Source organism: Dyella kyungheensis, assembly GCF_049913195.1.
Classification (GTDB): domain Bacteria; phylum Pseudomonadota; class Gammaproteobacteria; order Xanthomonadales; family Rhodanobacteraceae; genus Dyella; species Dyella kyungheensis.
Genome location: NZ_CP183983.1, coordinates 3,656,066 through 3,670,406 on the forward strand (window position 1 = coordinate 3,656,066; position 14,341 = coordinate 3,670,406).

The following is a 14,341-nucleotide window of genomic DNA, read 5'->3' on the forward strand; positions in this document are numbered from 1 at the left end:
CTCCCTTAGACGTTAGCGCGCGTGATGATTTCGACCACGCGGTGATGCTTGGTCTTGGACAAGGGACGGCATTCTGCAATGCGGACCAGGTCGCCCTCATTCGCGCCCAGGTCGTCCTGCGCGTGAAGCTTGGTCGAACGACGGATGATCTTGCCGATCAGCGGATGCTGTTCCTGGCGCTCGATCAGGACCGTCACGGTCTTGTCCATCTTGTTACTGATGACGCGGCCCTCGAGGGTGCGCGTCTGCTTTTGGTTGTCGCTCATATCAGCCGTCCCTTACTTCTTTCCGCCGAGCACGAACTTCGTGCGGGCGATGTCGCGCCGAACGCGGCGCAGCTGGTGCGGCTGATTGAGCTGGCCGGTGCCCTTCTGCATGCGCAGATTGAACTGCTCCTTGCGGAGGTCCAGCAGATGCTTGTTCAGCTCGTCGGCCGACTTGGTGGTCAAATCTTTGATGGCCATATCACATCACCGCCCGGGTCACGAATTGGGTCTGGACCGAGAGCTTGGCGGCGGCCAGGCGGAACGCCTCGCGTGCCGTCGCCTCGTCGATACCCTCGATTTCATAGAGCATGCGGCCCGGCTGGATCGGAGCGACCCAGTATTCGACGCCACCCTTACCGGCACCCATTCGAACTTCGATGGGCTTCTTGGTGATGGGCTTGTCCGGGTACACGCGGATCCACAGCTTGCCGCCGCGCTTCACAAAACGGGTGATGCAACGACGACCGGCTTCGATCTGACGAGCGGTCAGGGCGCCAAAGGTGGTTGCCTTCAGACCGAACTCGCCAAAGCTGACGAGGTTCGAGGAGAAAGCCAGACCATCGTTACGGCCCTTGAACTGCTTACGGTATTTGGTTCGCTTAGGTTGCAGCATGGCAACTCTCCTTACTTCGCCGTCCGCTCGCGACGGCCTTCACCGCCCTCGCGACGCCCTTCACGACGACCCTCACCACCCTCACGGCGCGGCTGGGACTGCTCTTCCTTCGACTCCTGGCCGGCAGCTGCAAGGTCGAAGATCTCGCCCTTGTAGATCCACACCTTGATGCCGATGACGCCGTAGGTCGTATGAGCCTCGGCGGTGCCGTAGTCGATGTCGGCGCGCAGCGTATGCAGCGGCACGCGACCTTCGCGGCTCCATTCGGAACGAGCAATCTCAGCGCCGTTCAAACGGCCAGAGACATTGATCTTGATACCCAGTGCGCCGAGGCGCATCGCGTTGCCGACCGAGCGCTTCATGGCGCGGCGGAACATGATGCGACGCTCCAGCTGCTGCGCGATCGACTCGGCAACCAGCTGTGCGTCCAGCTCAGGCTTACGGACTTCACTGACGTTGATGTGCGCCGGAACGCCCATCAGGTCACTGACTTCCTTGCGCAGCTTCTCGATATCCTCGCCCTTCTTGCCGATCACCACGCCCGGACGGGCGGTGTGAATCGTCACGCGTGCGGTCTTGGCCGGACGCTCGATGAGGATCTTGGAGATGCCGGCCTGTGCCAGCTTCTTGCGCAGCATCTCGCGGACCTTGAGGTCGGCAGCGAGGTACTGGGCGTATTCGCCCTTGTTGGCGTACCACTTCGAGTTCCAGTCCTTGGCAATGCCGAGGCGGATACCGGTGGGATGAACTTTATGACCCATCGTCTACGTCCTCTTTAGTTGCCAACGACCACAGTGATGTGGCTCGTGCGCTTCAGGATGCGGGAACCGCGACCCTTGGCGCGGGCGTACATGCGCTTCATCGCCGGACCTTCGTCCACGAAGATGCGCGAGACCTTCAGCTCGTCGACGTCAGCACCGAGATTGTTCTCGGCGTTGGCGACGGCCGACAGCAGCACCTTGCGAACGAGGGCTGCGGCCTTCTTGTTGGTGAACTGGAGCACGTCGCTGGCTCGGCCCACGGGCATGCCGCGGACCAGGTCAGCCACCAGGCGTGCCTTCTGCGCCGAAATGCGGGCGCTGCGCAGGATCGCTTTGGCTTCAGTGCTCATCACTTGCCCTTCTTGTCGCCGCCATGGCCCTTGAACGTACGGGTCGTCGCGAACTCGCCGAGCTTGTGCCCGACCATGTTCTCGTTGACCAGCACAGGGACATGCTGACGGCCGTTGTGGATGGCGATGGTCAGGCCGACCATTTCCGGCAGGATCATCGAGCGGCGCGACCAGGTCTTGATCGGACGCTTGTTATTGGCGGAAACGGCGGCTTCCACCTTCTTTACGAGGTGCAGGTCGACAAACGGACCTTTCTTTAGAGAGCGCGGCATGATCGTTTCCTATTACTTGCGACGACGCACGATGAACTGCTGGGTGCGCTTGTTCGAGCGCGTCTTGTAGCCCTTGGCCGGCGTACCCCACGGAGAAACCGGGTGACGACCGCCAGAGGTCTTGCCCTCACCACCGCCATGCGGATGGTCGACCGGGTTCATCACCACACCGCGAACGGTGGGACGAATACCCAACCAGCGCTTGGCGCCGGCCTTGCCGAGCTTCTTCAGGCTGTGCTCGCCGTTGCCCACTTCACCGATGGTGGCGCGGCAATCGACCGGCACGCGGCGCATTTCGCCGGAGCGCAGACGCAGCGTGGCGTAACCCGATTCGCGAGCAACCAGCTGGACCGAAGCGCCGGCGGAACGCGCAATCTGCGCACCCTTGCCCGGACGCATCTCGATGCAGTGGATGGTCGAACCCACCGGGATGGCGCGCAGCGGCAGGCTGTTGCCGGCCTTGATCGGCGCATCGCTGCCCGACACCAGGCGATCGCCTGCCTGCACGCCCTTGGGCGCGATGATGTAACGACGCTCGCCGTCGGCATAGCACAGCAGTGCGATATGCGCGGTGCGGTTCGGATCGTATTCAATGCGCTCGACCTTGGCGGCAATGCCTTCCTTGTCGCGCTTGAAGTCGATGATGCGGTAACGCTGCTTGTGACCGCCGCCTTGGTGGCGAACGGTGATGCGACCGTAGTTATTGCGACCGCCGTTCTTGGTCTTCGCCTCGGTCAACGCCGCGTACGGCGCGCCCTTGTGAAGGCCCTCGGTGCGAACGCTAACTGCGTCGCGACGACCGGGGGAGGTCGGCTTGTGAGTGATCAGTGCCATCTCAATTCAACTCCTGGCTCAGGCTTTGGCCGACACGTCGATGGTCTGGCCATCGGCGAGGCGGACATAGGCCTTACGCTTGCCCTGGCGATTGCCAGTGCGGAAACGGAAGGACTTGACCTTGCCCTTGGCATTGACGAGGTTCACCTGCTCGACCTTGACGTCGAACATCTGTTCCACCGCTGCGCGGACATCGGCCTTGGTTGCTTCGGGAGCAACCACGAATACGTACTGGTTCTTCTCGGCCAGGCGTGCAGCCTTTTCCGAGATGTGCGGCGCACGCAGCGTATTCAGAATGCGTTCGTTGCTCATGCCAGCCACTCCTCGATCTTCTTCACCGCATCGACGGTCATGACGATGTGGTCCGAACCGACCAGGCTGACCGGGTTCAGAGCCAGCACGTCCACGACGTGGATGTACGGGATGTTGCGCGCGGCCAGGAAGGTGGCTTCGTTGGCGTCTTCCGACACCAGCAGCACGCGACCCGAGACCTGCAGTTCAGCCAGCTTGGCAACCATCGCCTTGGTCTTGGGGGTGTCGATGCCGAAGCTCTCGACCACCTTCAGACGGTCCTGACGGATCAGCTCGGCAAGGATCGAACGGATGGCAACGCGGTACGACTTGCGGTTGACCTTCTGCTCGTAGCTGCGCGGCTTGGCAGCGAACGTACGGCCACCACCGACAAAGATCGGTGCACGGTAGTCACCGTGACGGGCGCCGCCGCCCTTCTGCTTCTTGAACTTCTTGGTGGTGCCGGACATCTCGCCGCGCGACAGCTGCGACTGGGTACCGGCACGGCCGCCCGCCTGATAGGCGATGACGACCTGGTGGATCAGGGCCTGCTTGAGCTCACCGCCGAACACTTCGTCCGACACGTTGAGCGGCTTGGCGCCAATAACATTGAGTTCCATGGCGTCTCTCCTCAGCCCTTGGTCGTCGGTCGGATGACGACGTCGCCACCGGTAGCACCCGGCACCGCGCCCTTCACCGCGATCAGATGACGCTCGGCGTCGACTTTGACCACTTCCAGGCCCTGCTGCGTGCGGTTGACCGCACCCATGTGGCCCGACATCTTCTTGCCCGGGAACACGCGACCCGGGGTCTGACGCTGACCGATAGAACCCGGCGCACGATGCGACAGCGAGTTACCGTGGGTCGCGTCACCCATGGTGAAGTTCCAACGCTTGATGGTGCCCTGGAAGCCCTTGCCCTTCGACACGCCGGCAACGTCAACGATCTGACCTGCCTGGAACACGTCGTCGGCCTTGATCTCGGCGCCCACGCTGTACTTGCCGAGATCGTCGGCAGACACGCGGAACTCCCACAGACCACGACCCGGCTCAACCTTGGCCTTCGCGTAGTGACCCTTCAGCGGCTGCGTCAGCAGGCTGGCGCGCTTGACGCCGGCTGCGACCTGCACAGCGCTGTAACCATCGTTTTCTTCCGTCTTCAGCTGCGTGACGCGATTCGGGGTGGCCTCAATGAGGGTCACCGGAATCGAACGGCCATCTTCAGTGAAGAGTCGGCTCATGCCGCACTTGCGGCCAACTAGTCCGATACTCATCTTCGTATCCTGTCTCTCGCTCAACCAAGCTTGATCTGAACGTCCACGCCAGCGGCGAGGTCCAGCTTCATGAGCGCGTCCACGGTTTTGTCGTTGGGGTCGACGATGTCGAGCACGCGCTTGTGGGTACGGGTTTCGTACTGGTCGCGGGCATCTTTGTCGACGTGCGGCGACACCAGAATGGTGTAACGCTCGATCTTGGTCGGGAGCGGAATCGGACCGAGTACCGTTGCGCCAGTGCGCTTGGCAGTCTCGACGATCTCGCTGGCCGAGCGATCGATCAGACGGTGATCGTACGCCTTGAGCCGAATGCGAATCTTTTGGTTCGCCATAAACCGTGTCCTGTTATCGAAAGAACAATTCTTGTGATTCGAGTGAGCTTCTCGCCCACCCGCACAACCCTTTACTACCAACAACCAGTCGCTTCTCGGGTAGCTGATGCCACACCTCAAATCGACCTTAAAAGACTAGGCAGGCCCAAAATGGGCCCGCCTAGACGGAAAAGTATAAAACGCGCGAAATGGCCAGGTCAACAAAGCGTCATGCTTCGTCGTCCGAGCCCTCTCTTGCGTATTGGCCATCCAGGCCAGCGAACTCGAAGCACTTCCTGTGCCTCATTTCGCTGTAAGGTCGTCCGAACCGAGGTTCGGCGACAGGCAAGACGGCGACTATAGCTGACTCTTGCGCGGAAGAAAAGGGCTAAGCGGTTCTTTTTGCGCGATTCCTTGCTTTTTTCTTCAGTGGCCGGCCCTGCGGCCCCTTCGCTCGTCATTCTGGCGTAGGCCGCGACCTTGCTCGTCATCCCGGCGCAGGCCGGGATCCAGTAGCTGTTCATGCGGATTTCGCGAACACAGAAAAAGAGCGCTCAATTCAGCTCGACAACCGGATTTCGCCGCTACTGGATTCCGGCCTGCGCCGGATTGACGATCTAAAGCACGTGTCGCGCGCAGCCCATAAAAAAAGCCGGCCTTGAGGCCGGCTTTTTCAGGTTGCCGCCCGAGAGCGGCATCCGAGTCTTACTTGATGACCTTGGCCACCACGCCGGCGCCGACGGTGCGGCCGCCTTCGCGGATGGCGAAACGCAGGCCTTCGTCCATCGCGATCGGGTGGATCAGGGACACCACCATCTTCACGTTGTCGCCCGGCATCACCATTTCCACGCCTTCCGGCAGCTGGCAGGCGCCCGTCACGTCGGTCGTGCGGAAGTAGAACTGCGGACGGTAGCCCTTGAAGAACGGGGTATGACGGCCACCTTCGTCCTTCGACAGCACATAGACTTCGGCTTCGAAATCGGTGTGCGGGGTGATCGTGCCCGGCTTGGCCAGCACCTGGCCACGCTCGACGTCGTCACGCTTCAGGCCGCGCAGCAGCAGACCGGCGTTGTCGCCTGCCTGGCCCTGGTCCAGCAGCTTGCGGAACATTTCCACGCCCGTGACGGTGGTCTTCTGGGTCGGACGGATACCGACCACTTCGACTTCGTCACCGACCTTGATGATGCCGCGCTCGATACGACCCGTCACCACGGTGCCGCGGCCCGAGATCGAGAACACGTCTTCCACCGGCATCAGGAACGGCTTGTCGATCGCACGCACCGGCTCCGGGATGTAGCTGTCCAGCGCGTCGACGAGGGCGATGATCGCCGGCACGCCGATTTCCGACTGGTCGCCTTCCAGCGCCTTCAGCGCCGAACCCTTGATGATCGGGGTGTCGTCGCCCGGGAAGTCGTACTTGGAGAGCAGTTCACGCACTTCCATTTCGACCAGCTCGAGCAGCTCGGCGTCGTCCACCATGTCGGCCTTGTTCAGGAACACGACGATGTACGGCACGCCCACCTGGCGCGACAGCAGGATGTGTTCGCGGGTCTGCGGCATCGGGCCGTCAGCGGCCGAGCACACCAAGATCGCGCCGTCCATCTGCGCGGCACCCGTGATCATGTTCTTCACGTAGTCAGCATGGCCCGGGCAATCCACGTGGGCGTAGTGACGGTTCGGCGATTCGTATTCGACGTGGGCGGTCGAAATCGTGATGCCGCGTGCCTTCTCTTCCGGCGCCGCGTCGATCGCGTCATACGCCTTGAATTCGCCACCGAAGCGCTCTGCGCCGACCTTGGTCAGTGCAGCCGTCAGCGTCGTCTTGCCGTGGTCCACGTGACCAATCGTGCCGACGTTGACGTGCGGCTTGGTGCGTTCGAATTTACCCTTTGCCATGACTAAAACCTCTAAAAAAGAACGGTAGTTGGAGGAAGAAAGCCTTATCAGGCCTTCTTCATGACCTGCTCAGCGATGTTGTTCGGCGCTTCAGCGTAGTGGTCGAACTCCATCGTAAAGGTGGCGCGACCCTGGGTCAGCGAGCGAATGGTCGTCGCATAACCGAACATCTCGCCCAGCGGGACCATCGCGTTGATGGTCTTGCCCGACGGCGTATCGTCCTGGCCCTGAAGCAGGCCGCGACGGCGGCTCAGATCGCCCATCACGTCGCCGACGTAGTCTTCCGGCGTCACGACTTCGACCTTCATGATCGGCTCGAGCAGCACCGGCGACGCCTTGGCGAAGCCCTGCTTGAACGCCATCGACGCAGCGAGCTTGAACGCCATTTCCGACGAGTCGACGTCGTGGTACGAACCGAAGACCAGCTTGACCTTCACGTTCACCACCGGGAAGCCAGCCAGCGGACCGCTGGTGATGGTTTCGCGCAGACCCTTTTCGACCGACGGGATGAATTCCTTCGGAATCACGCCGCCCGTGATGTCGTTGATGAACAGGAAGTCGTTCTTGACGTCCGTGCTCTTGCGGTCTTCTTCGGTCATCGGCGACAGCTCGATCACCACGTGACCGTACTGACCCTTACCACCGGACTGCTTGGCGTGCTTGTAATCCGACTTGACGTCCGACGAACGAATCGTTTCGCGGTAGGCCACCTGCGGCTTGCCGACGTTCGCTTCGACGTTGAACTCGCGGCGCATGCGGTCCACCAGGATGTCCAGGTGAAGCTCGCCCATGCCCGAGATGATGGTCTGACCCGACTCTTCGTCCGTACGAACGCGGAACGACGGATCTTCCGCAGCCAGACGGCCGAGGGCGATACCCATCTTTTCCTGATCCGACTTGGTCTTCGGCTCCACCGCCATCGAGATCACCGGCTCCGGGAACGTCATGCGCTCCAGGGTGATGATGTGATCCTGCGAGCACAGCGTGTCACCGGTCGTCACGTCCTTCAGGCCGACCGCTGCGGCGATATCGCCAGCGCGGACTTCCTTCAGTTCCTGACGCTCGTTGGCGTGCATCTGCAGAATGCGGCCGATGCGCTCTTTCTTGGACTTGACCGGGTTGTACACCTGGTCGCCCGCATTGAGCGTGCCCGAGTAGACGCGGAAGAACGTGAGCGAGCCCACGAACGGGTCGGTCATGATCTTGAACGCGAGCGCGGAGAACGGCGCGGCGTCGTCGGCCTTGCGCGTGGCTTCCTTCTCGTCTTCGTCGACGCCGGCCACCGGCGGGCGGTCGATCGGCGACGGCAACAGGTTGACCACGGCGTCAAGCATCGCCTGCACGCCCTTGTTCTTGAACGCGGTACCGCAGAAGACCGGGATGATCTCGCTGGACAGCGTGCGCGCACGCAGACCACCGATGATCTCTTCCTCGGAGAGGTCGCCCTCTTCCAGGTACTTGTTCATCAGCTCTTCGGTCGCTTCGGCAGCCGACTCGACCATGTACGAACGGGCTTCGGCAGCCTTGTCCGCAAGGTTGGCCGGGATGTCCTGGTACTCGAACTTCATGCCCTGGGATTCCATGTCCCAGATGATCGACTTCATCTTGAGCAGGTCGACCACGCCCTCGAAGTTGTCTTCGGCACCGATCGGCACCTGCATCGGCACGGGGTTCGCGCCCAGGCGAGCCTTCAGCTGGTCGACCACCTTGTAGAAGTTCGCGCCAGTGCGGTCCATCTTGTTGACGAACGCGAGGCGCGGCACCTTGTACTTGTTGGCCTGACGCCAGACGGTTTCAGACTGCGGCTGCACACCACCGACCGCGCACAGCACGAACACCGCGCCGTCGAGCACGCGCAGCGAACGCTCCACTTCGATGGTGAAGTCGACGTGTCCGGGAGTGTCGATGATGTTGAAGCGGTGCTCGGGCAAGGAACGATCCATGCCCTTCCAGAACGCCGTCGTTGCCGCCGACGTAATGGTGATGCCGCGCTCCTGCTCCTGCTCCATCCAGTCCATCGTTGCTGCACCGTCGTGCACCTCGCCAATCTTGTGACTGACGCCGGTGTAGAACAGGATGCGCTCCGTGGTGGTGGTCTTGCCGGCATCGATGTGAGCCATGATGCCGAAGTTGCGGTAGCGCTCGATAGGAGTGGTGCGTGCCACGGTCTTAACCTCTGAAAGTTCTAGCTGTACTGCTTACCAGCGGTAATGCGAGAAGGCCTTGTTGGCCTCTGCCATGCGGTGCGTCTCTTCGCGCTTCTTGATCGCGCCACCGCGATTTTCCGAAGCCTCGAGCAGCTCGGCGGCCAGCTTGCGCGGCATCGAGGTCTCGCCGCGCTTGCGGGCGGAATCGATGGCCCAACGCATGGCGAGCGCCATACGGCGGCCCGGACGCACTTCGACCGGCACCTGGTAGGTGGCGCCGCCGACACGACGGGACTTCACCTCGACCGCCGGAGCGATGTTGTTGAGCGCCTTTTCGACCAGCTGCACCGGCTCGGCGTTCTTTTCGCCGAGGTGGGCAAGCGCGCCGTAGACGATGCTTTCTGCGACCGACTTCTTGCCGCTCTTCATCACCATGTTGATGAAGCGAGCGATCAGCTGGCTGCCGTGCTTGGGATCCGGCAGGATCAGACGGGCGGGATGTGAACCTTTACGCGACATAGTTAATTCCTAACGATCAGGACTTCGGGCGCTTGGCGCCGTACTTGGAGCGCGACTGGCGGCGCTTGGTGACACCGGCGCAGTCGAGACTGCCGCGCACCGTGTGGTAACGCACACCCGGCAGATCCTTGACGCGACCGCCGCGGATCAGGACCACGGAGTGCTCCTGCAGGTTGTGGCCTTCGCCACCGATGTAGCTGATGACTTCGTAGCCGTTCGTCAGGCGCACCTTGGCGACCTTACGCAGCGCCGAGTTCGGCTTCTTCGGGGTGGTGGTATAGACGCGCGTGCAGACGCCACGACGCTGCGGGCTGTTCTGCAAAGCCGGCGAAGCACTCTTGTAGGTCTTCGGGCTGCGGGATTTGCGAACCAACTGGTTGACTGTCGTCATTGAAGCTGTTCCTGAGAAACATAAAGGCAGACCGAACCGGCTCGGTCTGCCAAGAAGCGGGAATTTAACATGGGCAGCCTGTCACAGACAAGCTGACGCCCTGCCGGCCTTGGCCCGAACACGAGGCGCATTCCTTGCGCCTCTTTTCGTATGTCAGCGAGTAAAGCCCGTTAGGGGCTTACTCCACACCAATGTCGCTACCGGTGGTGGCTTCTGCGAAGGAAGCCGACGAAGCGGAGCCGGAGAGTGTTTCGAGCTCCGAGGCGGTAAGACCGCCCTGGCGATGACGCGCTGCGTGATACGCCAGACCCGTACCAGCCGGAATAAGACGGCCGACAATAACATTTTCCTTCAGGCCACGCAAGGTATCGCGCGTGCCGCGGACCGCAGCTTCCGTCAGGACTCGGGTGGTTTCCTGGAAGGAAGCCGCCGAGATGAAGGATTCCGTGGCCAACGACGCCTTGGTGATACCCAGCAGCACCGACTGGAACTCGGCCGGACGCTCGCCGCGGGAGATGGCGCGATCGTTTTCGCTGTTGATGCGAACACGCTCGACCTGTTCACCACGCAGGTAGTGGCTCTCGCCCGGATCGGTGATCTCGACCTTGCGCAGCATCTGGCGAATGATCGCTTCGATGTGCTTGTCGTTGATCTTCACGCCCTGCAGGCGGTAGACGTCCTGGATTTCCTTGACCAAGTAAGCGGCCAGCGGCTCGACACCCAGCAGGCGCAGGATGTCGTGCGGGCTGGGCTCGCCGTCCACGATGGTTTCGCCCTTCTCCACGTGCTCGCCTTCGAACACGATGACCTGGCGCCACTTGGGAATCAGCTCTTCGTGCTCGTTGCCGTCCACGTCCTTGATGATCAGGCGCTGCTTGCCCTTGGTGTCCTTGCCGAAGCTGATCACGCCCGAGCGCTCGGCGAGGATCGCCGGCTCCTTGGGCTTGCGTGCTTCGAACAAGTCGGCCACGCGCGGCAGACCACCCGTGATATCGCGGGTCTTCGACGTTTCCTGCGGGATACGGGCAACCACGTCGCCCACGCCCACCTGCGCACCGTTCTGGATCGACACGATGGCGCCGGCCGGAAGCATGTACTGCGCCGGCACGTCGGTGCCCGGCAGCTTCAGCTCGCTACCCTTGGCATCTTCCAGACGCACGATCGGGCGCAGATCCTTGGCGGCCGTACCACGGCGCTTCGGATCGGTCACCACCGCCGACTCCAGGCCGGTCAGTTCGTCGGTCTGGCTCTGCACGGTGATGCCATCGATGAAGTCGATGAAGCGCACGGTACCGGCCACTTCCGACACGATCGGATGGGTATGCGGATCCCAGTTGGCCACGGCTTGGCCAGCCTTGACCGGGTCGCCGTCCTTGACCGCGATGGTGGCGCCGTAAGGCACCTTGTAGCGCTCGCGCTCGCGGCCGTTGGCGTCGATGACGCTCACTTCGCCCGAACGCGAGACCGCCACCAGGTGACCCTGGTTGTGGTGCACGCTCTTCAAGTTGTTGAACTTCAGCGTGCCGGTGGTCTTCACCGTCACGTTGTCCACGGCAGCAGCACGGGAAGCCGCACCACCGATATGGAAGGTACGCATGGTCAGCTGGGTACCCGGCTCACCGATCGACTGCGCGGCGACCACACCCACGGCCTCGCCCATGTTGACCAGATGGCCACGGGCCAGATCGCGGCCGTAGCACAGCGCGCAAACGCCATGGCTGGCGGCACAGGTGATCGGCGAACGCACCTTGATCGACTGCACGCCGGCCTTGTCGAGCTTCTCGACCAGGGCTTCGTCCAGCAAGGTATCGCGCGTGACCAACGGCTCGTTGTCTTCGCCCGGACCGTACACGTCTTCGACCGCCACGCGGCCCAGCACGCGCTCGCGCAACGGCTCGACCACATCGCCGCCTTCGACGATCGGCTGCATGATGACGCCGTTGTCGGTGCCGCAGTCGTCGAACGTGATGACCACGTCCTGCGCGACGTCGACGAGACGACGGGTCAGGTAACCGGAGTTCGCCGTCTTCAACGCCGTATCCGCGAGACCCTTACGGGCACCGTGGGTGGAGTTGAAGTACTGCAGCACGTTCAAGCCTTCGCGGAAGTTCGCCTTGATGGGCGTCTCGATGATCGAGCCGTCCGGGCGAGCCATCAGGCCGCGCATACCGGCCAGCTGACGAATCTGCGCGACCGAACCACGAGCGCCCGAGTCGGCCATGATGTACAGCGAGTTCATGGACTTCTGGTTGACCGTCTTGCCTTCGGCATCGGTCACCTTCTCGGTACCGATACCGTCGATCATGGCCTTGGCGACCAGTTCGTTGGTGCGCGACCAGATGTCGACGACCTTGTTGTAGCGCTCGCCGGCGGTGACGAGACCGGACTGGTACTGCTCCTGGATCTCGACCACTTCCTTCTCGGCCTCTTCCAGGATCGGCTTCTTCTCGTCGGGGATGATCATGTCATCGATGCCGATCGAGATGCCCGCACGCGTGGCGAAGCGGAAGCCGGTGTACATCAGCTGGTCGCCGAAGATCACCGTGTCCTTCAGACCCAGGCGGCGATAGCACTGGTTGATCAGGCGCGAGATGTTCTTCTTAGTCAGCTCGGTATTGGCCAGCGCGAACGGCAGGCCTTCCGGCATGATTTCGAGCAGCAGCGCGCGACCCACAGTCGTGTCCACGATCGAGGTCTGCTCGGTACGCTCGCCTTCTTCGTCGATGTGCACCTGCTTGATGCGCACCTTGACCTTGGCATGCAGTTCAACCGCACGGTTGTCGTAGGCGCGGCGAACTTCGCCGATGCCCGAGAACACCATGCCGTTGCCCTTCGCGTTCACCAGCTCGCGGGTCATGTAGTACAGACCAAGGACCACGTCCTGGGTCGGCACGATGATCGGCTCGCCGTTGGCGGGCGACAGGATGTTGTTGGTCGCCATCATCAGGGCGCGCGCTTCGAGCTGCGCCTCGATCGACAGCGGCACGTGGACAGCCATCTGGTCACCGTCGAAGTCGGCGTTGAACGCCGTACAGACGAGCGGATGCAGCTGGATGGCCTTGCCTTCGATCAGCTTCGGCTCGAACGCCTGGATGCCGAGACGGTGCAGCGTCGGTGCGCGGTTGAGCATCACCGGATGTTCGCGGATCACCTCTTCGAGGATGTCCCACACCTGGCCTTCTTCGCGCTCGACGAGCTTCTTGGCAGCCTTGATGGTGGTGGCTTCGCCGCGAGCCTGCAGCTTGGCGAAGATGAAGGGCTTGAACAGCTCAAGCGCCATCTTCTTCGGCAGACCGCACTGGTGCAGGCGCAGGGTCGGACCGACCACGATCACCGAACGACCGGAGTAGTCCACGCGCTTGCCGAGCAGGTTCTGGCGGAAGCGGCCCTGCTTGCCCTTGATCATGTCGGCCAGCGACTTCAGCGCGCGCTTGTTCGTGCCGGTGATGGCACGACCGCGACGGCCGTTGTCGAGCAGCGCATCGACCGATTCCTGCAGCATGCGCTTTTCGTTGCGCACGATGATGTCGGGCGCATTGAGTTCGAGCAGGCGACGCAGGCGGTTGTTGCGGTTGATGACGCGGCGGTACAGATCGTTCAGATCGGACGTGGCAAAGCGGCCGCCATCGAGCGGCACCAGCGGACGCAGGTCCGGCGGCAGCACGGGCAGCACGGTCAGCACCATCCACTCCGGCTTGTTGCCGGATTCGAGGAAGGCTTCGATCAGCTTGACGCGCTTGGTGAGGCGCTTGAGCTTGGTCTCGGAATTGGTCGAGCCGATCTCTTCCTTGAGGCGAATGACTTCGCCCGGCAGGTCGAGCGACTTGAGCAGTTCGTAGACGGCCTCGGCACCCATGCGGGCATCGAACTCGTCGCCGTGCTCTTCGACGGCTTCCAGGTACTGGTCTTCGCTGAGCAGCTGGCCGCGCTCGAGCGCGGTCAAACCTGGATCGATCACCACAAAGGCTTCGAAGTACAGGATGCGCTCGATGTCGCGCAGGGTCATGTCCAGCATCAGGCCGATGCGCGACGGCAGCGACTTGAGGAACCAGATGTGCGCGGTCGGCGAGGCCAGCTCGATGTGGCCCATGCGCTCGCGGCGCACCTTGGCCAGCGTCACTTCCGTGCCGCACTTTTCGCACACGACGCCGCGGTGCTTCATGCGCTTGTACTTGCCGCACAGGCACTCGTAGTCCTTCACCGGACCGAAGATGGCGGCGCAGAACAGGCCGTCACGCTCGGGCTTGAAGGTGCGGTAGTTGATCGTTTCCGGCTTCTTCACCTCGCCGTACGACCACGAGCGGATCAGCTCTGGCGAAGCCAGGGCGATCTTGATCGCATCGAAGTCAGGCGCGGTGCGCTGCTGGTTGAACAGATTGAGCAAGTCTTTCATGGATGTCTCCGAAGATCGGGAATA

The 14,341-nt window shown here is 62.2% G+C and carries 16 protein-coding genes; all 16 read right to left on the reverse strand.

The genetic code is table 11. The features are described 5' to 3' along the window. Window positions 1-5: 5 nt before the first annotated feature. Complete coding sequence (gene rpsQ, locus ACN9MB_RS16575; RefSeq protein ID WP_038620426.1) at window positions 6-266, reverse strand: 30S ribosomal protein S17; 261 nt, start codon at window positions 264-266, stop codon at window positions 6-8. A 12-nt stretch (window positions 267-278) separates the two neighbouring features. Beyond that, window positions 279-464 carry a 50S ribosomal protein L29 gene (gene rpmC, locus ACN9MB_RS16580; RefSeq protein ID WP_046972906.1) on the reverse strand — a complete coding sequence of 62 codons (186 nt, stop codon included), beginning with the start codon at window positions 462-464 and terminating at the stop codon, window positions 279-281. Window position 465: 1 nt separating this feature from the next. After that, the gene (gene rplP / locus ACN9MB_RS16585) at window positions 466-879 is read right to left on the reverse strand and encodes a 50S ribosomal protein L16 (protein WP_019464892.1); all 414 of its coding nucleotides are present in this window, start codon (window positions 877-879) and stop codon (window positions 466-468) included. Window positions 880-890: 11 nt separating this feature from the next. Beyond that, window positions 891-1,640, reverse strand: a complete 750-nt coding sequence (gene rpsC / locus ACN9MB_RS16590; RefSeq protein WP_121881668.1) for a 30S ribosomal protein S3 — start codon at window positions 1,638-1,640, stop codon at window positions 891-893. A gap of 14 nt (window positions 1,641-1,654) precedes the next feature. Further along, entirely contained in the window at window positions 1,655-1,990 is a 336-nt protein-coding gene (gene rplV / locus ACN9MB_RS16595) for a 50S ribosomal protein L22 (RefSeq protein ID WP_204634038.1), read from the reverse strand. Continuing rightward, window positions 1,990-2,262: a 30S ribosomal protein S19 gene (gene rpsS / locus ACN9MB_RS16600; RefSeq protein WP_046972909.1), complete on the reverse strand. Its 273-nt coding sequence runs from the start codon at window positions 2,260-2,262 to the stop codon at window positions 1,990-1,992. The genes rplV and rpsS overlap by 1 nt, the downstream gene beginning before the upstream one ends. 12 nt (window positions 2,263-2,274) lie before the next feature. Then, a complete protein-coding gene (rplB, locus tag ACN9MB_RS16605; protein ID WP_046972910.1) occupies window positions 2,275-3,096 on the reverse strand; it encodes a 50S ribosomal protein L2 in 822 nt (273 codons plus the stop codon). 18 nt (window positions 3,097-3,114) lie between these two features. Next, window positions 3,115-3,408, reverse strand: coding sequence for a 50S ribosomal protein L23 (gene rplW, locus ACN9MB_RS16610; protein WP_046972911.1), 294 nt, complete (start codon window positions 3,406-3,408; stop codon window positions 3,115-3,117). Next, window positions 3,405-4,007, reverse strand: coding sequence for a 50S ribosomal protein L4 (rplD, locus tag ACN9MB_RS16615; protein ID WP_204634037.1), 603 nt, complete (start codon window positions 4,005-4,007; stop codon window positions 3,405-3,407). Before rplD ends, rplW begins: the two co-directional genes overlap by 4 nt. 11 nt (window positions 4,008-4,018) lie before the next feature. Further along, a complete protein-coding gene (gene rplC, locus ACN9MB_RS16620) occupies window positions 4,019-4,660 on the reverse strand; it encodes a 50S ribosomal protein L3 (protein WP_046972913.1) in 642 nt (213 codons plus the stop codon). Between the two features lie 20 nt (window positions 4,661-4,680). Next, the gene (rpsJ, locus tag ACN9MB_RS16625; protein WP_017461875.1) at window positions 4,681-4,992 is read right to left on the reverse strand and encodes a 30S ribosomal protein S10; all 312 of its coding nucleotides are present in this window, start codon (window positions 4,990-4,992) and stop codon (window positions 4,681-4,683) included. A gap of 684 nt (window positions 4,993-5,676) precedes the next feature. Then, window positions 5,677-6,867 carry an elongation factor Tu gene (tuf, locus tag ACN9MB_RS16630; RefSeq protein WP_046972914.1) on the reverse strand — a complete coding sequence of 397 codons (1,191 nt, stop codon included), beginning with the start codon at window positions 6,865-6,867 and terminating at the stop codon, window positions 5,677-5,679. Between the two features lie 47 nt (window positions 6,868-6,914). Beyond that, window positions 6,915-9,032, reverse strand: a complete 2,118-nt coding sequence (fusA, locus tag ACN9MB_RS16635; protein ID WP_204638223.1) for an elongation factor G — start codon at window positions 9,030-9,032, stop codon at window positions 6,915-6,917. 33 nt (window positions 9,033-9,065) lie between these two features. Continuing rightward, window positions 9,066-9,533 (reverse strand): 30S ribosomal protein S7, encoded by a 468-nt coding sequence (gene rpsG, locus ACN9MB_RS16640; protein ID WP_102305037.1) that lies wholly within the window; start codon window positions 9,531-9,533, stop codon window positions 9,066-9,068. A gap of 16 nt (window positions 9,534-9,549) precedes the next feature. Then, window positions 9,550-9,924: a 30S ribosomal protein S12 gene (gene rpsL, locus ACN9MB_RS16645; protein WP_019464011.1), complete on the reverse strand. Its 375-nt coding sequence runs from the start codon at window positions 9,922-9,924 to the stop codon at window positions 9,550-9,552. 178 nt (window positions 9,925-10,102) lie between these two features. After that, on the reverse strand, window positions 10,103-14,317 hold the full coding sequence (rpoC, locus tag ACN9MB_RS16650; RefSeq protein WP_426269629.1) for a DNA-directed RNA polymerase subunit beta': 4,215 nt from the start codon (window positions 14,315-14,317) through the stop codon (window positions 10,103-10,105). Between the last annotated feature and the right edge of the window lie 24 nt (window positions 14,318-14,341).